Origin of the sequence: Burkholderia sp. NRF60-BP8, from assembly GCF_001522585.2 — a bacterium.
Classification (GTDB): domain Bacteria; phylum Pseudomonadota; class Gammaproteobacteria; order Burkholderiales; family Burkholderiaceae; genus Burkholderia.
On sequence record NZ_CP013373.1, the window covers coordinates 2,763,228 to 2,785,677 of the forward strand.

Below are 22,450 nucleotides of genomic sequence, written 5' to 3' on the forward strand. Positions count from 1 at the left end.
GCGTGCCGCGTCGCGTCGCATGCACGCGTCGCGCGTCAGCCGCGCGGGTGGTGCTGCGCATGCAGCGTCTTGAGCCGCTCGCGCGCGACGTGCGTATAGATCTGCGTGGTCGAGATGTCGCTGTGGCCGAGCAGTAGCTGCACGACGCGCAGGTCGGCGCCGTGGTTCAGCAGGTGCGTCGCGAACGCATGCCGCAGCGTGTGCGGCGACAGGTGCGCGCGCACGTCGGCCTGCTGCGCGTGCCGCTTGATGATGTTCCAGAACTGCTGGCGCGTCATCCCGTCGCCGCGTGCGGTCACGAACAGCGCGTCGGCCGCGCGCGCGCCGAGCAGCGCCGGCCGCGCGTCGCGCAGGTAGCGTTCAATCCAGCCGTGCGCGACTTCGCCGAACGGCACGAGCCGCTCCTTCGCACCCTTGCCCATCACGCGCACGACGCCTTCGTTGAGGCCGACCTCGACCGTCTTCAGCGTCACGAGCTCGCTCACGCGCAACCCGCTCGCATACATCAGCTCGAGCATCGTGCGATCGCGCAGGCCGAGCGGCGTGCCGATGTCGGGCGCGCCGAGCAGCGCCTCGACCTGCGCCTCGGACAGCGTCGACGGAAACCGGGCCGCCTGTTTCGCGGACGTGATCCGCAGCGTCGGGTCGGCGCTCGCGCGATGCTCGCGCACGGCCCAGCCGTAATAGCGGCGGAACACGGACAGGCGCCGGTTCGACGACGTCGCCTTGCCGTCGCTGCGCGCGGCGATGTAGCCCGTCACCATCGCCTCGTCGGCCGAGTCGAGCGGCGCGTCGTGCGTCGCGGCCAGCCATTGGGAAAACAGCGCCAGGTCGCGCCGGTACGCATCGAGCGTGTTGCGCGCGAGCCCGTGTTCGAGCCACAGCGCATCGCAGAACACGTCGATCGACGCGCGGCTCGCGCGCAGCGCGGGCGACGCCGCGACGGCATCGCCGTCGGCTTCGGGGGAAATCAGCGGTTCGCTCATCGGTACGGCACGCCCTCGTGCGTCAGCAGCCAGCGCTTCACTTGCTGGTAATAACCATTGTCGTCGTGGTTCGCGAACCCGCCGAGGCCGCCCGCCGCGACGACGCGATGGCACGGAATCACGAGCGGGAAGTAGTTCGCGCCGCACGCCTGGCCGACCGCGCGCGGCGCGCTGCCGATCTGCTTCGCGACCTGGCCGTAGGTCAGCACCGTACCGGGCGGGATAGCGCTGATCACGTCCCACACGCGGTGCTGGAATGCGCTGCCGACGTCGGCGAGCGGCAGGTCGAAGCGGGCGGACGCGCGCTCGAAATAACGTTCGATCTGCTCGACCGCGCGTTTCGCGAGCGCCGAATCCGGCTCGACCGACTTCATCGACTCGGGCAGATAGACGATCTCGCGCACCACCGCGGCATCGGTGCGGATGCCGACCTTGCCGAACGGCGCGTCGATGACTGCGTTGAACATTGCCTTCTCCTGACCGGGGGATGCGCGCGGCCCTGACCGCGCGCCGACGACACTTTACGCCGCCTTCACGCGGCTCGCAGCGCCCATTCGACATGCTCGCGCACGACCGGCGACGGATCGTCGGCCCGCGCGCGCAGCGCGGCGACGATCGCGTCGCGCGCGGGCCGGTCGAGCCGGTCCGTGCCGGCGCGCAGCGCATTGCCGAGCCCGACCGCGAGATTGCGCAGCCAGCTTTCGTAGCCGATGCGCCGGATCGCGCTGCCCTGCATCCGCGTATCGAACGCGTCGGCGTCCCACGCGAACAGCTCGACGAGCGTCGCGCGGTCGAGGCCGTGCCGCACGTCGAAATCGGCGACGGGCGCGGCCTGCGCGAACTTGTTCCACGGGCACACGAGCTGGCAGTCGTCGCAGCCGTACACGCGATTGCCGATCATCGGCCGCAGCGGCTCGGGGATGCTGCCTTTCAGTTCGATCGTCAGATACGAAATGCAGCGGCGCGCATCGACGCGGTACGGCTCGACGATCGCGCCGGTCGGGCACGCGTCGAGGCAGCGCGTGCAACTGCCGCAATGCGCGCCGGGCGTCTCGGGCGCGGTGTCGGGCGACGTGTGCGCATCGGTCGGCAGCGGCAGGTCGACGTAGATCTCGCCGAGAAAGAACAGCGAGCCGGCATCGCGCTGCAGCAGCAGCGTGTGCTTGCCGCGCCAGCCGACCCCGGCCTTCTGCGCGAGCTCGACTTCGAGCACGGGCGCCGAATCGGTGAACACGCGGTAGCCGAACCCGCCGATCTCGTGTTCGATGCGCTCCGCGAGCGTCTGCAGCCGGTTGCGCAGCACCTTGTGATAGTCGCGGCCGCGCGCATAGATCGACACGACGGCCGCCTGCGGATCGTCGAGCCGCGCCCGTTCGCGCGCGCGCCAGTCGTGCGCGACGAGCGCACCGGGCGCGCCGCCGGACGCCCCGTCGGCGCGCGTCTGGGCCGGCAAATAGGCGAGCCGCACGGAGATCACGCGTCGCGTACCGGCCACAAGTTCGACCGGCCGCGCGCGTTTCATCCCATGTTTGGCCATATAATCCATTTCGCCGTGGTATCCGGCTTCCAGCCAGGCGGCGAGGCCTGCTTCGGCATCCGAGAGATCGGTATCGCTGATGCCGATCGCCCCGAAACCCAATTCGCGCCCCCACGCCCTGATGCGAGCGGCGAGCGCAGTCAACGCCGCATCGTCGAGCGCGCACGGCGCCGCGCCTTCGTCACGAGTCGAAGGCCTGTCGGATGCGGCGCGTTCCGGTAGTCGGTTCATCGCACTATTTTACGAGAATGCCAGCCACGTCCAGCCAACCGCCTCAGCCCACGTTGCCCGCCCCGCTCGCGGAACGCGTGATCGCGCTCGCCGACGAAGCGGCAACCGAGGCCTTCGGCACGCGTTTCGCGCACGCGCTCGACGCTGCACGCATCGAGCTCGACCGCGCCCATGCGTTCGACGGGCTGCAGGTCCAGCTGGTCGGCGATCTCGGCGCGGGCAAGACGACCCTCGTGCGCGCGATCCTGCGCGGCCTCGGCCACTCGGGGCGCGTGCGCAGCCCGACCTATACGCTCGTCGAGCCGTACGCGCTCGAACGCAGCGATGGGGAACTCGAGGTCTATCACTTCGATCTGTATCGATTCAACGATCCGGCCGAATGGTCCGATGCAGGTTTTCGCGAATATTTCAATTCCAGCGCGATCTGCCTCGTCGAATGGCCACAACGGGCGGGCGCCCTGCTCGGCGTGCCCGATCTGGTTTTCTCGCTCGACGTGGACGGCGACGGCCGCGCCCTCACCGTCCGTGCGTACAGCGCTTCAGGAAAGGCATGTCTCGAAAGATGTTGATCAAACCGTTCCGCTCGATCGAATCGGCGGCCACCGCGACGCACAACTGGCGGCGCCGTCAAATTCTGCGCGCGGGGGCGTCGACGCTGGTGCTCGGTCTCGTCGCGCCGCGACTCGCGCACGCGTCGTCGGTGCTCGGCGTGCGCGTGTGGCCCGCGCGCGATTACACGCGCGTCACGATCGAATCCGACCAGCCGCTGCAGAATAGCCAACAGTTGCTGCAGGGTCCCGACCGGCTCGTCGTCGACCTGAGCGGCCTCGACCTGGACCAGGCGCTGCGCGACCTCGTATCGAAGATCGCGCCGAACGATCCGCAGATCCAGTCGGTGCGCGTCGGCCAGTATCAGCCGCACGTCGTGCGGATGGTGTTCGACCTGAAAGGCTCGGTGAAGCCGCAGGTGTTCACGCTGCCGCCCGTCGGCACGTACAAGTACCGGCTCGTGTTCGACCTGTATCCGGCCGTCGCGCCCGATCCGCTGTCCGACCTGATCGCGCAGACGGAACGCAAGGAACAGGCGCTCAACGACACCGCGCGCGCGCAGCAGATGCAGCCGCCGCCGGCGCTGGCCGGCCCGGGCACGCCGCCGCCCGCCACGGGCGACAACAGCGACGCATTCTTCCAGCGTTTCGCGCAGAACACGCCGGCCACGCCGCATGCGCCGCCGGCCGCCGGCACGCCGTCGACGCCCGCGAAGCCGGCCGTCAAGCCGCCGCCCGTCATCGCGCGCCGCGACGACAGCGACGACGACGGCGACACCTACAAGTTCACCGCGCCGAAATCCGGCAAGGGCGGCACCGTGCGCCTGCTGACGGTCGCGATCGACCCGGGCCACGGCGGCGAGGATCCGGGCGCTATCGGCGGCGCCGGCACGTACGAGAAGCACATCGCGCTCGACATCGCGAAGAAGCTGCGCGCGAAGATCGACGCCGCACCGAACATGCGCGCGATGATGACGCGCGACGCCGATTTCTTCGTGCCGCTGAACGTGCGCGTGCAGAAGGCGCGTCGCGTCGGCGCGGATCTCTTCGTGTCGATCCACGCGGACGCGTTCACGACGCCGTCCGCGCGCGGCTCGTCGGTGTTCGCGCTGTCCGACCACGGCGCGACGAGCGCCGCGGCGCGCTGGATGGCGAACAAGGAAAATTCGTCGGACCTGATCGGCGGCATCAACATCAAGACGGCGGACGCGGCAGTGAACCGCGCGCTGTTCGACATGTCGACGACCGCGCAGATCCGCGACTCGCTGCGCTACGGCAACTACGTGCTGAAGGAAGTGGGCGGGATCAACAAGCTGCACAAGGGCTCGGTCGAGCAGGCCGGGTTCGCGGTGCTGAAGGCGCCCGACATTCCGTCGATCCTCGTCGAAACCGCATTCATCAGCAACCCGGACGAAGAACGCCGGCTCAACGACGACAGTTATCGCGACGAGATGGCCGACGCGATCTTCCGCGGCATCAAGCGTTATTTCGCCGCGAATCCGCCGCTCGCGAAGAACCGGATGGCCTGAGCGCCGCCCGCTCCCTGCCGCCGGCACGCAGCGCGTGCCGGCGCGTCACGACGCCGCGACGCGGCTCAGCAGTTTCCCGCCGAACACGTTCACCGCGAGCCCGCCCATCACGAGCGCGGCGCCGATCAGCTGCGCTTGCGTCAGATGCTCGTCGAGCAGCAGCGCCGACGACGCGAGCCCGACGATCGGCACCAGCAGCGAAAATTGCGCGACCTGCGCGGCCGGGTAGCGCGACATCAGGCGGCTCCACAACCCGTAACCGAGCAGCGTCGCGACGAACGCGAGATAGACGACCGCGAAAATCGACGCGCCGTCCAGGCCCGCGAGCGCGGTCGCGATCCGCTGCGGCCCTTCGAACCACAGCGACAGCAGAAAGAACGGCACGGGCGGCACGAGGCTCGCCCACACGACGAGCGACACGAGGTTCGCCCGCCCGACCTTCTTCGTGACGATATTGCCGACGGCCCACATCGCGGCCGAGCAGATCGTCAGCAGGAAGCCCGCGAGCGTCATCGTGCGGCCGCCCTGCGCGGCGATCACGACGAGCCCGCCCGCGGCGATCGCGAGCCCGATCAGGTTCTGCACGCGCAGCCGCTCGCCGAGAAACAGCATCGCGAACACCAGCGTGAAGAACGCCTGCGACTGCAGCACGAGCGACGCGAGGCCGGCCGGCATGCCGACGTACATGCCGGTGAACAGGAACACGAATTGGCCGAGCTGGATCGTCGCGCCGTACAGTATCAGCAGCCGCCACGAAATCTGCGGCCGGCGCACGAAGAACACCGCGGGCACGGCCGCGAGCGTGAAGCGCAGCGCGCCGAGCAGCATCGGCGGCATGCCGTGCAGGCCGACCTTGATCACGACGAAGTTCACGCCCCACGCCAGGATCACGACCAGTGCGAGCAGCAAGTCCTTGGGGGCCATCATCGGCGTCTCCTTCGATTGTCGAATCGTTGTCGTGAAGCCGGTCAGTCTACCGGGTTTCGCGGTCCGGCCCGATACCCGCGCGGCGCGCATGGAATCGGCGGCGTGCGCAGCGGCATGCGCAGCGGCGCGCGCAGCGACGCGCGCATCGGCCCGTGCAGCGGCTTGTGCAACGCGGTGGATACCGCACGACGCATGCCTGCCGCGGCCGCATCGCACCGCGCGCGTTTCGCGTTCCCGTCACGCGCGCCGCCGCGCCGCCAGTACAATGACCGGCAATCCAGCCGTTCCCACGAGGCCCGCCATGACCGACTCGATCAAAGCCCTGCTCAAGCCGCACGTGCGCGACATCGGCAACCTGCAGGTGCGCCGCACGCTGCCCGCGCTCGCCGCACGCCTCGTCGGCCCGTTCATCTTCTTCGATCACATGGGTCCCGCCGTGCTGCCGGCCGGCACGGGGCTCGACGTGCGCCCGCATCCGCACATCGGGCTCGCGACGGTCACCTACCTGTTCGACGGTGCGATCCTGCACCGCGACAGCCTCGGCTCGCGGCAGGAAATCGTGCCGGGCGACGTGAACTGGATGACGGCCGGCCGCGGGATCGTCCACTCGGAGCGCACGCCGGACGCGCAGCGCGCCAGCGGCCACACCGTGCACGGGATCCAGACCTGGGTCGCGCTGCCGCAAGCGCACGAGACGACCGAGCCGTCGTTCGAGCACCATGCGGCCGACACGCTGCCCAAGCGCGACGAACACGGCGTGTCGCTGACGGTGATCGCCGGCGACGCGTTCGGGCTGCGCTCGCCCGTGACGACGTTCTCGCGCACGCTGTACGTCGCGGCCGAATTCGCGGCCGGCGGCCGGCTCGAACTCGATGCGTCGCACGAGGAGCGCGCGGTCTACGTGGTCGACGGCGAGCTCGCGATCGACGGTACGCCGGTGCCGGCCGAACGGATGGCCGTGCTCGCACCGGGCGCGACGGTCACGCTGACGAGCGGCCGCGGCGCACGCGCGATGCTGCTCGGCGGCGACCGGATCGACGGCGAACGCTTCATCGAGTGGAATTTCGTCGCGAGCAGCCGCGACGCGATCGAGCGTGCGAAAGCGGCCTGGACGCGCCAGGAGATGGGCAAGGTGCCGGGCGAAACCGAGTGGATTCCGCTGCCCGAATCGAAGCCGCGTTGAAAAAGCGGCGCGCCACCCCCATCCTGACGATATTCGAACGGAAGAGAACGCCATGGACACCACGCTTGCCACATTCGAGAAAGACGTCATCGAGGCGTCGCTGGACATGCCCGTGCTGGTCGACTTCTGGGCGCCGTGGTGCGGCCCCTGCAAGACGCTCGGCCCGCTGCTGGAAAAGCTCGAAGCCGACTACGCAGGCCGCTGGAAGCTCGTGAAGGTCAACGTCGACGAGAACCAGGAACTCGCGGCGCACTTCCAGACGCGCAGCATCCCGCACGTGATCGCGTTCGCCGACGGGCGTCCGGTCGACCAGTTCGTCGGCGTGCTGCCCGAAGGCCAGTTACGCGCGTTCCTCGACCGGCTGCTGCCGGCCGCCGAGGAAGCCGAGCGCCGCGCCGCGCAGTACGCGATGGCCGAACAGCGCTTCGACGATGCGCGCGCGCACCTCGAAGCGGCGCTCGCGCTGAACCCCGGCTACGACGACGCGCGCCTCGACCTGATCGAGCTGCAGCTCGCGCGCAACGAGGTGGACGCCGCGCGCGCGGAAACCGAACGCCTGTCGCCGCAAACCGTGCAGAACGGCGACCCGCGCTACCAGGCGATCAAGACCCGTTTCGACGCGCTCGACGCCACGGCCGACCTGCCGCCGACCGACGCGCTCGAAGCGCGCATCGCGGCGAACCCGGCCGATCTCGACGCGCGCTTCGACCTCGCGCAGAGCCTGATCGCGCGACGCGCGTACGAAGGCGCGCTGGAACAGTTACTGGAAATCGTGACGCGCGATCGCGCCTACGGCGACGACCTCGGCCGCCGCACGATGATCTCGGTGTTCGAACTGGCCGGCGATCGCCCCGACCTCGTCGCCGCGTGGCGACGCAAGCTGAGCATGGCGCTCAACTGATGCGCGCCCGGCCGGGCCGCGATGGCCCGGCCGTATCGCCGTATCGCGCGCGGCACGTCACCCGCGCCGCGGCATCGTCTTGCCCTGCCCGCGCGCCGCGCGCTCAGCCGGCCGCCTGTGCCGCGATCGCCCGCAGCGCATGCGCGGCGGCCGCGAACCCGAAGCTCGCGGTCACGCACACGCTCGAACCGAAGCCCGCGCAGTTGAGCCCCGCGACGTGCGCGGCCGCGGACGGCTCCGCGCCGTCCTCGATGTCGCAGGCCGCCGCTTCCGGATAGATCAGCGGCTCGTCCGAATACACGGCGCTGACCTTGAAACGCGCCTTTGGCCCGCGCGGAAAACCGTGCTGCTTGCGCAACTGCGCGCGCACCTTCGACAACAGCGGATCCTGGATCGTCAGCGCGAGATCGTCGATGCGGATGCGCGTCGGATCGAGCTGGCCGCCCGCGCCGCCGACGACGATCAACGGCTGCCGCTTCGCGACGCACCATGCGATCAGCGCGACCTTCGTGCGCACGCTGTCGATCGCGTCGATCACGTAGTCGAAACCGCCGCCGAGCAGCGCGTCGAAGTTGTCGGGCTCGACGAAATCCTCGATGCGGTTCACGCGGCACGCGGGGTCGATCAGCGCGATCCGCTCGGCCATCGCGTCGACCTTCGGCTTGCCGTAATTGCCGTCGAGCGCATGGACCTGCCGGTTCGTGTTGCTTTCCGCGACGTTGTCGAGATCGATCAGCGTCAGCGTGCCGACCGCGTTGCGCGCGAGCGCCTCGGCCGCCCACGACCCGACGCCGCCGATCCCGATCACCGCGACGTGCGCCCGCTCGAACGCAGCGGCGGCCGGCGCGCCGTACAGGCGCGCGACGCCGCCGAAACGCCGCGCGCGATCCACGTCAAGCCGGATTTCCGGGGTCGGGGTAAGATCGGAAGAACTGGGCGGGACAGCATCGGCGGAGGACATGGCAGCAAGGAAAACGTAAGTCGTGCAGCCCTCTATTTTGCCTGAACTCCCCGCTCGCACGCGCCACTGTGCACGCACGATTCTCGTGCGTTCGCTATACTGGCCCTCGATTGAAGCGTTTGCATAACATGACGACTCTCGCCGATCTCCGCATCAACTATTCGCGTGCTTCGCTCGACGAGGCCGATGCCGCCCCCGACCCCTTCGCCCAGTTCGATCGCTGGTTCAAGGAGGCGCTCGCCGCCAAGCTGCCCGAGCCGAACACGATGACGCTCGCGACCGTCGGCGCCGACGGCCGGCCGTCGGCCCGGATCGTGCTCATCAAGGGCGTCGACGAACGCGGGTTCGTCTTCTTCACCAATTACGAAAGCCGCAAGGGCCACGATCTCGCCGTGCATCCGCAAGCCGCGCTGCTGTTCTACTGGATCGAGCTCGAACGCCAGGTGCGCATCGAAGGCCGGATCGAGAAAACCAGCGCGGAAGAAAGCGACCGCTATTTCGCGTCGCGCCCGCTCGGCTCGCGCATCGGCGCATGGGCGTCGGAGCAGAGCACCGTGATCGACAGCCGCGCGACGCTCGAAGCGCGCGAACGGGCCGTCAGCGAGCGCTACGGCGACGACCCGCCGCGCCCGCCGCACTGGGGCGGCTACCGCCTCGTGCCCGACTCGATCGAGTTCTGGCAGGGGCGCCCGTCGCGGCTGCACGACCGCCTGCTCTATACGCGCGACGCCGCGGCGGCGTCGGGCTGGACGATCTCGCGCCTGTCGCCGTAAGCGCGCCGCCGGCGCGTGCCGGCCGTGTCTCGTGTTGCATCCGGGCGCCCGCGCGGCAAGCGGCGGACGCCGGTCAAGATACTTGGCTGTATTCGATTCAACGAACAAACGGAGAATCCAAATGTTCTGGGAAAAGAAGCTGGCACAGTGGGCGGACGAAGTACGGGCGAAGGCGAACATACCGGCGCGCCTCGTGCTGTGGAACGGCGAACAACTCGATTTCGGCACCTTCAGCGCGCCGCAGGTCACGCTGAAGGTAAACAGCGCATCGGCGTTGCCGCTGCTGCTCGAACCGAGTCTCGACAATCTCGGCGAGGCGTACGTGAAGGGCAAGATCGACATCGAAGGCAAGCTGTCGGACATCATCAACATCGGCTACTCGCTCGCGCGCAGCACCGTGACGAGCGCGAGCAAGCTCGCCCGCGTGAAGCGCTACTTCAATCACACGAAGAGCACCGACAAGAAGGCGATCCAGTATCACTACGACGTCTCGAACGAGTTCTACCAGCTGTGGCTCGACGAGAACATGGTGTACTCGTGCGCGTACTTCGAGAACGGCGACGAGGATCTCGCCACCGCGCAGATCAAGAAGATCGACCACATCCTGACGAAGATCCGGCTCGAGCCCGGGCAGCGTCTGCTCGACATCGGCTGCGGCTGGGGCGCGCTCGTGCTGCGCGCCGCGCAGAAGTTCGGCGCGACGTGTCTCGGCGTGACGCTGTCGCAGAACCAGTTCGACCTCGCGACCGCGCGCGTGAAGGCCGCGGGACTCGAAGACCGGATCGAGATTCGTCTGCAGGATTACCGCGAGATCGAAGGCCAGTTCGACCGCATCACGAGCGTCGGGATGTTCGAGCACGTGGGCCGCAAGAACCTGCCGCTCTATTTCTCGCGCATCCGCGAGCTGCTGACCGACGACGGCATCGCGATGAACCACGGGATCACGTCGACCGACGCGGAAAGCGGCGAAACGGCGCTCGGCGGCGGCGAATTCATCGATCGCTACGTGTTCCCGGACGGCGAGCTGCCGCACATCAGCCTGGCGCTCGAAGCGGCGCAGCGCGGCGGGCTCGAGGCGGTTGACGTCGAAAGCCTGCGCCGGCACTATGCGCGCACGCTCGATATCTGGACGGAAAACTTCGAAGCGAAAGCCGAAGAAGCGAGAAAGCTCGTCGACGACGAGAAATTCCGGATCTGGCGCGTGTATCTTGCCGGCTGCGCGTATGCGTTCGAGCACGACGACGTGTCGATCTTCCAGATCGTGTGCCGCAAGGCCGGACGCAGCGCGAAAACGCTGCCGTGGTCGCGGCGCTACATGTACGAACACGCGCTGCCGCGCTAGGCGGCGCCTCACGCTGGGCATGCATGGGTGACGGCAGGACGCGGCGCAAGGCGCCGCCGCAACGACAGCAGCACGACGACGCCAACGAGTCGCACGCCGACGGACAATTCGACCTGTTCGGCGTGCCGACGCACGCCCCACGCGCATCGCCCGCGGACGGCGCTCGCCCCGCCGGCCCCAATGAGCACGTGACGCCGGGCGCACCAAAGGACGCGCCACGGGCGCCGCCCGCCCGCACGACTTCCCGCCCCGCGACCGACGACACGCCTGCCCCGTCGTCCGGCCTGCTGTGGGACGAACCGTCCCCGCCGGCCGCCGCGCCGAAAAAAGGCCGCCGCCAGCGCGGCGTGCCGCCCGCGCCGGTCTCGGCGGACGTGGCCGACGTCGCGGCCGGCTTGCCGCCGAACGTGCGGCTCGGCACGTCGTCGTGGTATTTCCCCGGCTGGAACGGCATCGTCTACGACGGCGATTTCGCGCAGACGAAGCTGTCGCGCGAAGGGCTCGAAGCGTATGGCGCCCATCCGCTGCTCAGGAGCGTGAGCCTCGACCGGTCGTTCTACGGGCCGCTGTCGGTGGCCGACTATCTGCGCTACGCGCAACAGGTGCCCGACGATTTCCGCTTCGTCGTGAAAGCGCCGGCCGCGGTGACCGACGCGGTGATCCGCGGCCGGCGCGGCGAGCCGTCCGGGCCGAACCCGACCTTCCTCGATGCGCCGCTCGCGACCCGCGAATTCGTCCAGCCCTGTCTCGACGGGCTCGGCCGCAAAGCCGGCGTGCTCGTGTTCCAGTTCTCGCCGCTGCCCGATCAACTGCTCGCGGAGCCGGCCGCACTGATCGACCGGCTCACCGCGTTCTTCGCGGCGCTGCCGCCGCTGCCGCCGGACGCCGACGGCACGCGCTACGCGATCGAGATCCGCGACGCGAGCCTGCTCACGCCGCGCTTCATCCGTGCGCTGGCCGCGCTCGGCGTGCGCTACTGCGTCGGCCTGCACGCGCGGATGCCCGACCCGCTGCGCCAGGCCGCCGCGCTCGCGCTGCTCGACGGCGACGCGCCGGGCCCGCTGATCGTGCGCTGGAGCCTGCACGGCGGCTTCAAGTACGAACAGGCGAAAGCGAAATACGAGCCGTTCGACAAGCTCGTCGACGAAGATCCGGCCACGCGCTCGGCACTCGCCGAACTGGCTGCGCGCTATGCGCTGGCCGGGCAGCCGGTGATCATCACGATCAACAACAAGGCGGAAGGCTCCGCGCCGCTGTCGTGCATCGCGCTCGCACGCGAAATCGCCGCCGCGTGCGCGCAGTGGCGCAACGAGGCGGCGTGACGCCGGTTTGCGCCGGCCATGCCCGCGCTTACGCGCCGCGCAGCGACTTCAGCCGGTGCGAGAACTTCTGCCGGAACTTCGCGAGCTTCGGCCCGATCACGACCGAGCAATAACCCTGCCCCGGGTTGCGCGCGTAATAGTTCTGGTGATAGTCCTCCGCCGGCCAGTAGTTGCCGTCGAGCGGCACGACCTGCGTGACGATCGGCTGACCGAACACCTGTTCGCGCTCGAGTTCGCGGATCACGTCGAGCGCCGTGTCGCGCTGCGCATCCGAATGCGTGAACACGACCGACCGGTACTGCGTGCCGACGTCGTTGCCCTGCCGGTTCAACTGGGTCGGATCGTGCGTCGCGAAGAAGATCTCGAGGATCTCGCGATAGCCGATGCGCGCCGGATCGAACGTCACGTTGACGACTTCCGCGTGCCCCGTGTCGCCCTCGCAGATGTCGCGATAGCCGGGATTGCGCGTATGGCCGCCCGCGTAACCCGACTGGACGGCCGTCACGCCGTCGACGTCGAGAAACACGGCCTCCGTGCACCAGAAACACCCGCCTCCGAGCGTCGCGGTTTCAAGCATCTCGTTCCCCATGAAATCAGTCCCTCGTGGATGACGGCAGCCGGCGCGCAGGCGCCGGCGCCACCGTTTCGCGTCGCCGTCGCCCGCCCGCGACGCGGACGGCAACGGCACTTCGTCAAGTATCTCACTCGCGCGCGAACCTGGCAGATCGGCCAGGCGCCGCACGCGACCCGCCGCGGATTTCTCGTCTACACTTAGGCACGCGCACGCGACGGCCAACCTGTCGCGAACGCGCAGCGTCCGATGCATGCCCGCCCCCGATGCCAACCCCATCTGCCGGAACATCGATATGCACGCCTTAACAGACATCGCCTGCGTCGCGGGCCCGGTCGCCGATACGTCGATCGCGCCATCGCGATCGCGCGTACCCGTTTCACCGCGGGCGCCGCGCGCCAGCCTTTCGCCTTTTCCCGCTTTCACGACCTGATGCACGGCATCGCGCGCGCCGCCGACGCGTGCCTGCTCGCCGAGCGCTCCGCCGGCATGATGCGCGTCGCGCGGCAATCGCAGCCCGCACGCACGCAACGGACGACGGCCGTGCGCCCACGATCCGACACCATCGAGAGGACATCACCATGAGCATGCGGCCCGACCCGACGTTTCACGCTTCGCCCGAGCTCGCGATGCAGGCGCCGGCCGAAGCATTCGCATATACGTTGTTGCTGAGCCCCGATTTTTCCAGACCCGACGCGCTCGCCGTGATCGACGTGAAGCCCGGTTCGTCGACGTACGGCAAGATCGTGCATACGGTGACGATGCCGAACACCGGCGACGAGTTTCACCACTTCGGCTGGAACGCGTGTTCGTCGTCGCTGTCGCCGCTCACCGGCCATGCGTTCCTCGAGCGCCGCTTCCTGATCATCCCCGGCCTGCGCTCGTCGCGCATCTACGTGATCGACACGAAGCCGCATCCGACGCAGGCACGCATCCACAAGATCATCGAGCCCGACGAGATCTTCGCGAAGACCGGCTACTCGCGGCCGCACACCGTGCATTGCGGCCCCGAGGGCATCTACGTGAGCACGCTCGGCGGCGCGGGCAAGGACGGCACCGACGGCGCGCCCGGCATCTTCATCATGGATTGCGAGACCTTCGACGTGCTCGGCCGCTGGGAGATCGACCGCGGCCCGCAGGACAAGCATTACGACTTCTGGTGGAACCTGCCGCGCGACTACATGGTGTCGAGCGAATGGGCGCTGCCGCCGCAATTCGAGAACGGGATCGTCCCCGAGGATCTGCTCGCGAACAAGTACGGGCACCGGCTGCATTTCTGGGACCTGCGCGCGCGCCGCAACGTGCAGACGATCGATCTCGGCGCGCAGCACCAGATGGCGCTGGAGGTGCGGCCCGCGCACGACCCGGTGCGCGAATACGGATTCGTCGGCGTCGTGGTCGATACGACCAATCTCGAAGGCTCGATCTGGACCTGGTGGCGCGAAGGCGGCAAGTTCCATGCGAAGAAGACCGCGACGATCCCGGCCGAGCCGGCCGCCGCCGACGCATTGCCGCCGCTGCTGCAAGGATTCGGCGCGGTGCCGCCGCTCGTGACCGACATCGATCTGTCGCTCGACGACCGGTTCCTGTACGTGTCGTGCTGGGGCACCGGCGAAATGCGCCAGTACGACGTGTCGGATCCGCACCACCCGGTGCTGGCCGGGTCGGTACGCATCGGCGGCATCGCGCGCCGTGCGCCGCACCCGAACGGCCGCACGTTCGCGGGCGGCCCGCAGATGGTCGAGATCAGCCGCGACGGCCGGCGCGTGTACTGGACCAACTCGCTCTATTCGACGTGGGACGATCAGTTCTATCCGGACGGCGTGCCGGCCGCGCAGGTGCTCGCGCACGCGGGGCCGGACGGCGGGCTGACGCTCGCCGACGACTACTGGGTCGAATTCCCCGACGGTTACCGCGCGCACCAGATCCGGCTCGAAGGCGGCGACTGCTCGACCGATTCGTTCTGCTATCCGTCGGTCAAGCGTTGAGCGCCGGCCTTCACGTGCCGTTCGCGTGGTGGGCGGCCGTGCTCGCGAGCGGCGTCTATCACGGGCTGAACCCGGCGATGGGCTGGCCGCTCGCGGTGTCGAACGCGCTGATGACGCGCCGCGGCGCCGCGCTCGTCGCCGCGCTCGGCTATCTCGCGCTCGGTCATGCGCTCGCCGTCTTCGCGGTGATGCTGCCGTTCGGGCTGCTTGCGGCGCTGCTCGCCTGGCAGTCGGCGATCCGGATCGGCGCGAGCGCACTCGTGATCGGCTTCGGCGCAGGGCTGCTGATCCGGCGCCGGCATCCGCGGGCGCTCGCGCGGATTCCGCCGGCGCGGCTCGGCCTGTGGTCGTTCGCGGTCGCACTCGCGCACGGCGCGGGGCTGATGCTGGTGCCGATCTACCTCGGCCTGTGCGGGCTCGACCGGGATGCCGGCCATCGCGCGGCCGCGGCGCTCGTCGATGCGCATCTCGGCATGGCGCTCGTCGTCGCGGCCGTGCACGCGGCCGCGATGATCGCCGCCGGCGGCGGGCTCGCGTGGCTCGTGTACCGCTATCTCGGGCTGAAGTTCGTGTCGCGGAGCTGGTTCAATCTGGATGCGGTATGGGCGTCGAGCCTGATCGTGACGGGCGCGTTGTCGCTCGGGCTGGCGGCGGCGCGATAGCACGGGCGGCGATGCCGGGCGGGACGGCACGGCGTCGGCATGAGCGGCAGCACCGCTGAAAAACGCGACAGAACGGCGCCGCCGGCCGCGCGCCGCAGTGTTCGCTACGTCACCCTCCCGTCGCGCCGCGCCGCCCGAGCGGGCCCGGCGGCCCCGATTCCGCTAAAATCGGGCCATGCGCACCCCTTCTTCATCGACCGCTTCGTCGCCTTTCGTCCGCCGCGCCCGTCACACCCGTGGCGTGTCGCGCCCGCCCGTCCCGTTCCGGATGGCCGCCCGATGAGCCACGCCAATCCGCCGGATTTCGACTCGGCCGCCTTCCGGCAGGCGCTCGGCCAGTTCGCGACGGGCGTGACGGTGATCACCACGCAGGCGCCGTCCGGCCAGCTGATCGGCATCACCGCCAGCTCGTTCAATTCGGTGTCGCTCGATCCGCCGCTCGTGCTGTGGAGCCTCGCGCACAAATCGGCGTCGACGCCCGTGTTCCGCGGCAACAGCCATTACGTGGTGAACGTGCTCGCGGCGTCGCAACTCGACCTGTGCAAACGCTTCTCGACCTACAAGGGCGACCGCTTCGAAGGAATCGCGCACGCGGCCGGCAACTCGGGAATGCCCGTGCTCGACGGCGCGCTCGCGTGGTTCGAATGCCACAACCGCAGCCGCTACGACGAAGGCGACCACGTAATCTTCGTCGGCGAAGTGGAACGCTGCGGCGTGCGCGCGGTATCGGAAACGGCACCGCCGCTCGTGTTCCACGGCGGCGGCTTCCACGGCCTCACACCGCTTTGATCGCCCCCGTGCGCGCCAGGCCGACCGGCGCGCCGGCTTCGTCCTTCAGCGTCTGCAGCACGATGTTCGAACGGATGTCCATCACGCCCGGCGCCTTGTAGAGCCGGTTCAGCACGAAATCCGAATAGTGCTTGAGGTTGTGCGCGAGCACGCGCAGCAGATAGTGGCTCTCGCCCGTCACGACGAACGCGCCGACCACCTCCGGCCATTCGCGCAGCGCTTCCGCGAAGCGCTCGTGCCATTGATTCTCTTCGTTGCGCATCGACACCTGCACGAACGCCTCGAGCTCGAAGCCGAGCTTCTCGCGGCTCAGGCACGCGCGATAGTGCTCGATCACGCCCTGCTCCTCGAGCAGACGCATGCGGCGCAGGCAGGCGGATGGCGAAAGCGAGATGCGTTCGGCCAGGTCGAGATTGCTGATTCTGCCCTCCTCCTGCAGTACCGCCAGAATCCGGCAGTCGGTGGCATCGAGCGTGATCGCGTGCATTTTTGGTCCCCGTTTTCCCTCTGAGTCGAATTATCTGCCAATCCGGCGGATTGTCCATGTTTATTTCGCAAGCACTTTCTGCGAGCGTCCACCTATCATTCGAAGGATCGACTCACGATTCGTCATGCCATGGACACACTCTGGGACATCTCGCCGCCCGTCAGCCCCGCCACCCCCGTGTGGCCGGGCGATACGCCGGTTTCCGTCGAACGCGTGTGGCGGATGGAGGCCGGTTCGCCGGTCAACGTCGCACGCCTGACGCTGTCGCCGCACACGGGCGCGCACTGCGACGCGCCGCTGCACTACGACGCCGACGGCGCGCCGATCGGCGCGGTGCCGCTCGACACCTATCTCGGCCCGTGCCGCGTGATCCATTGCATCGGCGCATCGCCGGTCGTGCGGCCGGCCGACGTCGCGGCCGCGCTCGACGGCGTGCCGCCGCGCGTGCTGCTGCGTACGTACGCGCACGCCAGCGTCGAGCAATGGGACAGCGACTTCTGCGCGGTCGCGCCCGACACCGTCGACCTGCTCGCCGCGCACGGCGTGAAGCTGATCGGCATCGATACGCCGTCGCTCGACCCGCAGGAATCGAAGACGATGGATGCGCATCGCCGCGTGCGCGCGCACCGGATGGCGATCCTCGAAGGGATCGTGCTCGACGACGTGCCGGCCGGCGACTACGAACTGATCGCGCTGCCGCTGAAATTCGCGACGCTCGACGCGAGCCCCGTGCGCGCGGTGCTGCGCGCGCTGCCCGCGCGGGCTTCCTGATTACCCGACTTACGACCTCACATCATGATGATCAAGACCCGTGAAGACGCGCTCGCGCTCGACCGCGACGACCCGCTGGCCCCGCTGCGCGACCAGTTCTCGCTGCCCGACGGCGTGATCTACCTCGACGGCAACTCGCTCGGCGCGCAGCCGCGCGCGTCGGCTTCCCGTGCGCAGCAGGTAATCGGCGCCGAATGGGGCGAAGGCCTGATCCGCAGCTGGAACACGGCCGGCTGGTTCGCGCTGCCGCGCCGCCTCGGCGACAAGCTCGCGACGCTGATCGGCGGCGCGCCCGGCGAGACGGTCGTCACCGACACCATCTCGATCAACCTGTTCAAGCTGCTGTCGGCGATGCTGCGCCATCAGGCCGAGCGTGCGCCCGAGCGCCGCGTGATCGTGTCGGAACGCTCGAACTTCCCGACCGATCTGTACATCGCGCAAGGACTGATCGAGCAGCTCGGCGGCCATTACGAGCTGCGCCTGATCGACGATCCGGCCGACCTGCCCGACGCGCTCGGCGCCGACACGGCCGTCGCGATGATCACGCACGTGAACTACCGCACCGGCTACATGCACGACATGCCGGCCGTCACGCAGCTCGTCCACGACGCGGGCGCGCTGATGCTGTGGGATCTCGCGCACTCGGCCGGCGCGGTGCCGGTCGACCTGAACGGCGCACGCGCGGACGGCGCGGTCGGCTGCACGTACAAGTACCTGAACGGCGGCCCCGGCTCGCCCGCGTTCGTGTGGGTGCCGCAACGCCATCTCGCGCATTTCTCGCAGCCGCTGTCGGGCTGGTGGGGCCATCGCGCGCCGTTCGCGATGCAGCCGGGCTTCGCGCCCGATCCGGGCATCGCGCGCTTCCTGTGCGGCACGCAGCCGATCGTGTCGATGTCGATGGTCGAATGCGGGCTCGACGTGTTCCTGCAGACCGACATGCAGACGATCCGCCGCAAGTCGCTCGCGCTGACCGACGCGTTCATCGCGCTCGTCGAGGAACGCTGCGCGGGCCTGTCGCTGAAGCTCGTCACGCCGCGCGCGCATCACCAGCGCGGCTCGCAGGCGAGCTTCGAGCATCCGCACGGCTACGAAGTGATGCAGGCGCTGATCGCGCGCGGCGTGATCGGCGACTACCGCGAGCCGTACGTGCTGCGCTTCGGCTTCACGCCGCTCTATACGCGCTTCGCCGACGTATGGGATGCGGTCGAGACGCTGCGCGACATCCTCGCCACCGACGCGTGGAAGGCGCCCGAGTTCGCCGAACGCGGCGCGGTGACCTGAGCGGTTCTGCGCGGCGCGCCGCAGTTGCATGCGGCGCGCGCGCCGCGCGTTCGTCATTCAAATCTGGAGAAAGTCGTGAATTCTGGTCATATGCAGCCCCCCGGCGGCGACGCGCCGGCTGGCTGTCCGTTCTCGGGCGCACGCGCCGCCCAGCCGGCGCAAGCCGCGCACGAAGCGCCGCACGTGCCGGGCAACGCCGCCGAAGGCGGCTGGCACGACGCGCAGCTCGATTTCTCGAAGTCGATGAGCTACGGCGACTACCTGTCGCTGAATGCGATCCTCGACGCGCAGCATCCGCTGTCGCCCGATCACAACGAGATGCTGTTCATCATCCAGCATCAGACGAGCGAGCTGTGGATGAAGCTCGCGCTGTTCGAGCTGCGCGGCGCGCTCGATGCGGTGCGCACCGACGCGCTGCCGCCCGCGTTCAAGATGCTCGCGCGCGTGTCGCGCATCCTCGAGCAACTGGTGCAGGCGTGGAACGTGCTGTCGACGATGACGCCGTCCGAGTATTCGGCGATGCGGCCGTATCTCGGCCAGTCGTCGGGCTTCCAGTCGTATCAGTATCGCCAGCTCGAATTCCTGCTCGGCAACAAGAACGCGCAGATGCTGCAGCCGCATGCGCACCGGCCCGATATCCTCGAACAGGTGCGCGCGACGCTCGAGGCGCCGTCGTTCTACGACGAGGTCGTGCGCCTGCTCGCGCGGCGCGGGTTTTCGATCGCGCCGGAGCGGCTCGATCGCGACTGGACGCAGCCGATGCGTCACGACGAAACGGTCGAAGCCGCGTGGCTCGAGGTCTATCGTCATCCGCAGCAGCACTGGGAACTGTACGAGATGGCCGAGGAACTGGTCGATCTCGAGGACGCGTTCCGCCAGTGGCGCTTCCGTCACGTGACGACGGTGGAACGCATCATCGGCTTCAAGCAGGGCACCGGCGGCACGAGCGGCGCGCCGTACCTGCGCAAGATGCTCGACGTCGTGCTGTTCCCCGAACTCTGGCACGTGCGCACCACGCTGTAACGCCCGTCGCGCGGGCGCCGTCACGACGACGTCCGCGCGAGCTCCTCCCCTTCGCACGGCGGCGCATGCGCGCGCGACAGCCGCGGAATGTGCCGCCGCACCGCGAGCAGCGCGACGCAGACCACGCCCATCGCAACGGCCAGCATCGTCAGGTAGGCACCCGCGCCGCCCGCCGTGATCACGATCGCGCCCGCGAACGCGCTGAAGATCGCACCGAGCCGGCCGAACGCGAGCGCACTCGCGGTGCCCGTCGCGCGCACGGCCGTCGGGTAGATGTACGCGCACAGCGCATACATCGTCGACTGCACCGCGTTGACGAACAGCCCGTGCAAGCCGAGCCCGACGATCAGCCAGCCCGTATGGCGGCTCGCATCGACGCCCATCAGCCATACCGCGCTCGCCGCACCGCCGATGCTGCACAGCGCGAGCGGCCAGCGCGACCCCGCATGCGCGATCGCCCACGCGCACAGCAGCGCACCGACCACGCCGCCGAGGTTGTACGCGGTGAGTCCCGAGCCCGCGACCGACACGCTCAACCCGCTCGCCGCGAGCATCGTCGGCAGCCAGCTGAATGCGGCGTACACGGCGAGCAGGCACATGAAGAACGCGCACCACAGCGCGATCGTGTCGCGCGCGTGGCCGCTCGCGAACAGTGCGCCGAAGCCGCCGCGGCTGCCGGGCGCGCGGGCGTCCTTCGTATCGGTGAACACGGTGCCGGGCGCGACCGGCCGCTGCATCCGCGCGAGCAGCGCGCCGAGTTCCGGCCAGCGTGCGGGGCGTCGCGCGAGATAGCGCGGCGATTCGGGCAACGCGCGCACGAGCACGAAGCCGAACACGAGCGGCAGCGCACCGCCCGCGAAGAACAGCCCGCGCCAACCGTAGCGCGGCAACACCTCGTGCGCGAACAGGCCGGCCAGCATGCCGCCGAGCGGCACGCAGACGATCGTCGCGGTCACCATCATCGTGCGGCGCCGCGCGGGCGTGTATTCGGCGGTCATCGTGGTGGCCGTCGGCAGCGCGCCGCCGATCCCGAGCCCGGCACAGAAGCGCAGCATCGCGATCGTCGCGACGTCGGGCGCGAACCCGATCGCGCAGGTCGCGATGCCGAACAGGAACACGCTGCCGATCACGGCCTGGCGGCGGCCGAAGCGATCCGCGACGATCCCCGCGCACGCGCTGCCGATACCCATTCCGATCAGCCCCGCCGCGACGGCCGGCGCGAACGCGCCGCGCGTGATGCCCCATTCGCGGATCAGCACGGGAATCGCGAAACCGATCAGTTGGCCGTCGAAGCCGTCGAGCACGATCGCGAGCGCGGCGAGCAGCACCACGCCGCGCTGCATCGCCGTGAACGGCCCGTCGTCGAGCGTCGTGCCGACGTCGACCGACGGCGGCAGCCGTCCGTCCAGTGGGTCGCGCGTGCTCATGCGACCTCCCGGGCGCCGCACGTCGGCGGCAACGTGCGCGAACGGCGCGCGGCAAGACAACGGTATTCGATAGCTTTCATGGCGTCTCCTGTTGTCCGGGCTGGCGCACACGCGTGCCCGGATCTCGTGCTGCGCAGTCGGCCGGCGCGCATGCATCGGCGCCGGCGTCCTGTCCTGCCCTTCACGATCCGACGCCGTCGTCCCGCGTGCGCGGCATCCGTATCGTCACGCGGCGCCAGCCGGCCGCCGGCCTGCTGCTCAGTTCGTCCGTGCGTCGATCAGCCGGACGAGCGCGAGCAGCGTCTCGGCATGCGGCACCGCGACGCCCGCTTCGCGCGCGGCCGCGACGACCTTGCCGTTGATCGCGTCGATCTCGGTGCGGCGGCCCGCGAGCACGTCCTGCAGCATCGACGGGCGATGGCCGCGATGTTCGCGGATCGCATGCTCGACGTTGCGCGCAATGCGTTCGCCGTCGACCGCGATGCCCTTCGCGCGCGCGACGGCGGCGGTCTCGGCCGCGATCGCCAGCGCGAGCCGCGGACCGTCGTGACGATGGCCGAGCTGGTCGACGGTGCAGCCCGTCGCCGCGCACAGCGGGTTGAGCGCCGCATTGAACGCGACCTTCTCCCAGATCGCGGCCCACACGTCAGGATCGAGCGTGCACGCGAGCCCCGCGCGCGACAGCGCGTCGGCCACGGCCGTCGCGAACGGGCGCGCCACGCCGTCGGCCGTCATCATGCGGATCGTGCCGGCGCCGTGCGAGCGCACGTGCGCGGGACCGGCCGCATCGGCCGGCCACGTCGTCACGCCGACCAGGATGCGCTCGACCGGGACGAACGCATTCAGCGTCTCGACGTTGCCGAGCCCGTTCTGCAGCGTCAGCACGAACGTGCCCGCCGTCAGCAGCGCGCGCACGCCGTCGAGCGCCGCCCGCGTGTGCAGCGATTTCGTGAAAACGATCAGCAGGTCGAACGGTGTGTCGGGCGCGACAGCCGCGTGCGCATTCGCGGCCTCCGGCCGCACGGCCTGCAGCGAGCGGATGCGCCGCTCGCCGCGATCGTCGTCGATGCGCAGCCCGTCGCGACGGATGGTATCGAGATGCGTATCGTTCACGTCGATCAGCGTGACGGCTTCGCCGCTTTCGGCGAGCCGCCCGCCGAACAGCGAGCCCATCGCGCCCGCGCCCAGAATCGCGATTCTCATCGTCGGCG

At 69.3% G+C, this 22,450-nt stretch carries 23 protein-coding genes; 14 read left to right on the forward strand and 9 right to left on the reverse strand.

Annotated features, from left to right (window positions below):
* Positions 1-35 precede the first annotated feature (35 nt).
* The 3 genes from xerD to queG form a co-directional block, all read right to left on the reverse strand.
* Positions 36-986, reverse strand: coding sequence for a site-specific tyrosine recombinase XerD (gene xerD, locus WS54_RS26385; RefSeq protein WP_059782199.1), 951 nt, complete (start codon positions 984-986; stop codon positions 36-38).
* Positions 983-1,453, reverse strand: coding sequence for a methylated-DNA--[protein]-cysteine S-methyltransferase (locus WS54_RS26390; protein ID WP_059782198.1), 471 nt, complete (start codon positions 1,451-1,453; stop codon positions 983-985). The genes xerD and WS54_RS26390 overlap by 4 nt, the downstream gene beginning before the upstream one ends.
* A 65-nt stretch (positions 1,454-1,518) precedes the next feature.
* A complete protein-coding gene (queG, locus tag WS54_RS26395; RefSeq protein WP_059782196.1) occupies positions 1,519-2,754 on the reverse strand; it encodes a tRNA epoxyqueuosine(34) reductase QueG in 1,236 nt (411 codons plus the stop codon).
* Between the two features lie 17 nt (positions 2,755-2,771).
* On the opposite strand from queG, the gene tsaE reads away from it, so the two are divergent.
* Both tsaE and WS54_RS26405 read left to right on the forward strand, forming a co-directional pair.
* Complete coding sequence (tsaE, locus tag WS54_RS26400; protein WP_059782195.1) at positions 2,772-3,323, forward strand: tRNA (adenosine(37)-N6)-threonylcarbamoyltransferase complex ATPase subunit type 1 TsaE; 552 nt, start codon at positions 2,772-2,774, stop codon at positions 3,321-3,323.
* Positions 3,305-4,831 carry an N-acetylmuramoyl-L-alanine amidase gene (locus tag WS54_RS26405; protein ID WP_034208227.1) on the forward strand — a complete coding sequence of 509 codons (1,527 nt, stop codon included), beginning with the start codon at positions 3,305-3,307 and terminating at the stop codon, positions 4,829-4,831. Before tsaE ends, WS54_RS26405 begins: the two co-directional genes overlap by 19 nt.
* A gap of 45 nt (positions 4,832-4,876) precedes the next feature.
* On the opposite strand, the gene WS54_RS26410 is transcribed toward WS54_RS26405, so the two are convergent.
* Positions 4,877-5,755 (reverse strand): EamA family transporter, encoded by an 879-nt coding sequence (locus WS54_RS26410; RefSeq protein WP_179955228.1) that lies wholly within the window; start codon positions 5,753-5,755, stop codon positions 4,877-4,879.
* Between the two features lie 304 nt (positions 5,756-6,059).
* Between WS54_RS26410 and WS54_RS26420 the strand changes: the two genes are divergently transcribed.
* Both WS54_RS26420 and trxA read left to right on the forward strand, forming a co-directional pair.
* Complete coding sequence (locus WS54_RS26420; protein ID WP_059782191.1) at positions 6,060-6,941, forward strand: pirin family protein; 882 nt, start codon at positions 6,060-6,062, stop codon at positions 6,939-6,941.
* Between the two features lie 52 nt (positions 6,942-6,993).
* On the forward strand, positions 6,994-7,842 hold the full coding sequence (gene trxA, locus WS54_RS26425; protein ID WP_059782190.1) for a thioredoxin: 849 nt from the start codon (positions 6,994-6,996) through the stop codon (positions 7,840-7,842).
* Positions 7,843-7,945: 103 nt separating this feature from the next.
* Here trxA and tcdA read toward each other — a convergent pair whose 3' ends face one another.
* A complete protein-coding gene (tcdA, locus tag WS54_RS26430) occupies positions 7,946-8,803 on the reverse strand; it encodes a tRNA cyclic N6-threonylcarbamoyladenosine(37) synthase TcdA (protein WP_034208231.1) in 858 nt (285 codons plus the stop codon).
* A gap of 128 nt (positions 8,804-8,931) precedes the next feature.
* On the opposite strand from tcdA, the gene pdxH reads away from it, so the two are divergent.
* From pdxH to WS54_RS26445, 3 genes are all read left to right on the forward strand, one after another.
* Positions 8,932-9,576, forward strand: coding sequence for a pyridoxamine 5'-phosphate oxidase (pdxH, locus tag WS54_RS26435; RefSeq protein ID WP_034208232.1), 645 nt, complete (start codon positions 8,932-8,934; stop codon positions 9,574-9,576).
* Between the two features lie 121 nt (positions 9,577-9,697).
* On the forward strand, positions 9,698-10,918 hold the full coding sequence (locus WS54_RS26440) for an SAM-dependent methyltransferase (protein WP_034208233.1): 1,221 nt from the start codon (positions 9,698-9,700) through the stop codon (positions 10,916-10,918).
* Positions 10,919-10,941: 23 nt separating this feature from the next.
* Complete coding sequence (locus WS54_RS26445; protein WP_059782188.1) at positions 10,942-12,240, forward strand: DUF72 domain-containing protein; 1,299 nt, start codon at positions 10,942-10,944, stop codon at positions 12,238-12,240.
* A 28-nt stretch (positions 12,241-12,268) separates the two neighbouring features.
* Here WS54_RS26445 and msrA read toward each other — a convergent pair whose 3' ends face one another.
* Positions 12,269-12,829: a peptide-methionine (S)-S-oxide reductase MsrA gene (gene msrA, locus WS54_RS26450; protein WP_059578436.1), complete on the reverse strand. Its 561-nt coding sequence runs from the start codon at positions 12,827-12,829 to the stop codon at positions 12,269-12,271.
* Positions 12,830-13,060: 231 nt separating this feature from the next.
* On the opposite strand from msrA, the gene WS54_RS33780 reads away from it, so the two are divergent.
* The 4 genes from WS54_RS33780 to WS54_RS26470 all read left to right on the forward strand — a co-directional run bounded on the left by WS54_RS33780 (position 13,061) and on the right by WS54_RS26470 (position 16,250).
* Positions 13,061-13,396, forward strand: coding sequence for a hypothetical protein (locus tag WS54_RS33780; RefSeq protein WP_159086706.1), 336 nt, complete (start codon positions 13,061-13,063; stop codon positions 13,394-13,396).
* Entirely contained in the window at positions 13,393-14,799 is a 1,407-nt protein-coding gene (locus WS54_RS26460; protein ID WP_034208236.1) for a selenium-binding protein SBP56-related protein, read from the forward strand. Before WS54_RS33780 ends, WS54_RS26460 begins: the two co-directional genes overlap by 4 nt.
* The gene (locus tag WS54_RS26465) at positions 14,796-15,461 is read left to right on the forward strand and encodes a hypothetical protein (protein ID WP_059782186.1); all 666 of its coding nucleotides are present in this window, start codon (positions 14,796-14,798) and stop codon (positions 15,459-15,461) included. Before WS54_RS26460 ends, WS54_RS26465 begins: the two co-directional genes overlap by 4 nt.
* 279 nt (positions 15,462-15,740) lie before the next feature.
* The gene (locus WS54_RS26470; RefSeq protein ID WP_034208238.1) at positions 15,741-16,250 is read left to right on the forward strand and encodes a flavin reductase family protein; all 510 of its coding nucleotides are present in this window, start codon (positions 15,741-15,743) and stop codon (positions 16,248-16,250) included.
* On the opposite strand, the gene WS54_RS26475 is transcribed toward WS54_RS26470, so the two are convergent.
* Positions 16,237-16,737 (reverse strand): Lrp/AsnC family transcriptional regulator, encoded by a 501-nt coding sequence (locus WS54_RS26475; protein ID WP_006477992.1) that lies wholly within the window; start codon positions 16,735-16,737, stop codon positions 16,237-16,239. The genes WS54_RS26470 and WS54_RS26475 overlap by 14 nt on opposite strands.
* A 129-nt stretch (positions 16,738-16,866) precedes the next feature.
* On the opposite strand from WS54_RS26475, the gene kynB reads away from it, so the two are divergent.
* From kynB to kynA, 3 genes are all read left to right on the forward strand, one after another.
* Positions 16,867-17,508 (forward strand): arylformamidase, encoded by a 642-nt coding sequence (gene kynB / locus WS54_RS26480; RefSeq protein WP_059782185.1) that lies wholly within the window; start codon positions 16,867-16,869, stop codon positions 17,506-17,508.
* A gap of 27 nt (positions 17,509-17,535) precedes the next feature.
* On the forward strand, positions 17,536-18,789 hold the full coding sequence (gene kynU / locus WS54_RS26485; RefSeq protein WP_442861322.1) for a kynureninase: 1,254 nt from the start codon (positions 17,536-17,538) through the stop codon (positions 18,787-18,789).
* 90 nt (positions 18,790-18,879) lie between these two features.
* Entirely contained in the window at positions 18,880-19,812 is a 933-nt protein-coding gene (gene kynA, locus WS54_RS26490; RefSeq protein WP_059782181.1) for a tryptophan 2,3-dioxygenase, read from the forward strand.
* A gap of 20 nt (positions 19,813-19,832) precedes the next feature.
* Here the strand turns inward: kynA and WS54_RS26495 are convergent, their stop codons facing one another.
* The gene (locus WS54_RS26495; protein WP_059782180.1) at positions 19,833-21,239 is read right to left on the reverse strand and encodes an MFS transporter; all 1,407 of its coding nucleotides are present in this window, start codon (positions 21,237-21,239) and stop codon (positions 19,833-19,835) included.
* A gap of 258 nt (positions 21,240-21,497) precedes the next feature.
* Positions 21,498-22,442, reverse strand: coding sequence for a ketopantoate reductase family protein (locus tag WS54_RS26500; RefSeq protein ID WP_059782178.1), 945 nt, complete (start codon positions 22,440-22,442; stop codon positions 21,498-21,500).
* Between the last annotated feature and the right edge of the window lie 8 nt (positions 22,443-22,450).

Coding starts and splice junctions, on each gene's coding strand:
- queG (WP_059782196.1), bottom strand. CDS start 2,754: ATGAACCGACTACCGGAACGCGCCGCATCCGACAGGCCTTCGACTCGT.
- WS54_RS26410 (WP_179955228.1), bottom strand. CDS start 5,755: ATGGCCCCCAAGGACTTGCTGCTCGCACTGGTCGTGATCCTGGCGTGG.
- msrA (WP_059578436.1), bottom strand. CDS start 12,829: ATGGGGAACGAGATGCTTGAAACCGCGACGCTCGGAGGCGGGTGTTTC.
- WS54_RS26445 (WP_059782188.1), top strand. CDS start 10,942: ATGGGTGACGGCAGGACGCGGCGCAAGGCGCCGCCGCAACGACAGCAG.
- kynA (WP_059782181.1), top strand. CDS start 18,880: ATGCAGCCCCCCGGCGGCGACGCGCCGGCTGGCTGTCCGTTCTCGGGC.
- kynU (WP_442861322.1), top strand. CDS start 17,536: ATGATCAAGACCCGTGAAGACGCGCTCGCGCTCGACCGCGACGACCCG.
- WS54_RS33780 (WP_159086706.1), top strand. CDS start 13,061: ATGCATGCCCGCCCCCGATGCCAACCCCATCTGCCGGAACATCGATAT.
- WS54_RS26390 (WP_059782198.1), bottom strand. CDS start 1,453: ATGTTCAACGCAGTCATCGACGCGCCGTTCGGCAAGGTCGGCATCCGC.
- xerD (WP_059782199.1), bottom strand. CDS start 986: ATGAGCGAACCGCTGATTTCCCCCGAAGCCGACGGCGATGCCGTCGCG.
- WS54_RS26470 (WP_034208238.1), top strand. CDS start 15,741: ATGAGCCACGCCAATCCGCCGGATTTCGACTCGGCCGCCTTCCGGCAG.
- WS54_RS26440 (WP_034208233.1), top strand. CDS start 9,698: ATGTTCTGGGAAAAGAAGCTGGCACAGTGGGCGGACGAAGTACGGGCG.
- tcdA (WP_034208231.1), bottom strand. CDS start 8,803: ATGTCCTCCGCCGATGCTGTCCCGCCCAGTTCTTCCGATCTTACCCCG.
- pdxH (WP_034208232.1), top strand. CDS start 8,932: ATGACGACTCTCGCCGATCTCCGCATCAACTATTCGCGTGCTTCGCTC.
- kynB (WP_059782185.1), top strand. CDS start 16,867: ATGGACACACTCTGGGACATCTCGCCGCCCGTCAGCCCCGCCACCCCC.
- WS54_RS26405 (WP_034208227.1), top strand. CDS start 3,305: ATGTCTCGAAAGATGTTGATCAAACCGTTCCGCTCGATCGAATCGGCG.
- WS54_RS26460 (WP_034208236.1), top strand. CDS start 13,393: ATGAGCATGCGGCCCGACCCGACGTTTCACGCTTCGCCCGAGCTCGCG.
- WS54_RS26420 (WP_059782191.1), top strand. CDS start 6,060: ATGACCGACTCGATCAAAGCCCTGCTCAAGCCGCACGTGCGCGACATC.
- trxA (WP_059782190.1), top strand. CDS start 6,994: ATGGACACCACGCTTGCCACATTCGAGAAAGACGTCATCGAGGCGTCG.
- tsaE (WP_059782195.1), top strand. CDS start 2,772: ATGCCAGCCACGTCCAGCCAACCGCCTCAGCCCACGTTGCCCGCCCCG.
- WS54_RS26475 (WP_006477992.1), bottom strand. CDS start 16,737: ATGCACGCGATCACGCTCGATGCCACCGACTGCCGGATTCTGGCGGTA.
- WS54_RS26495 (WP_059782180.1), bottom strand. CDS start 21,239: ATGAGCACGCGCGACCCACTGGACGGACGGCTGCCGCCGTCGGTCGAC.
- WS54_RS26500 (WP_059782178.1), bottom strand. CDS start 22,442: ATGAGAATCGCGATTCTGGGCGCGGGCGCGATGGGCTCGCTGTTCGGC.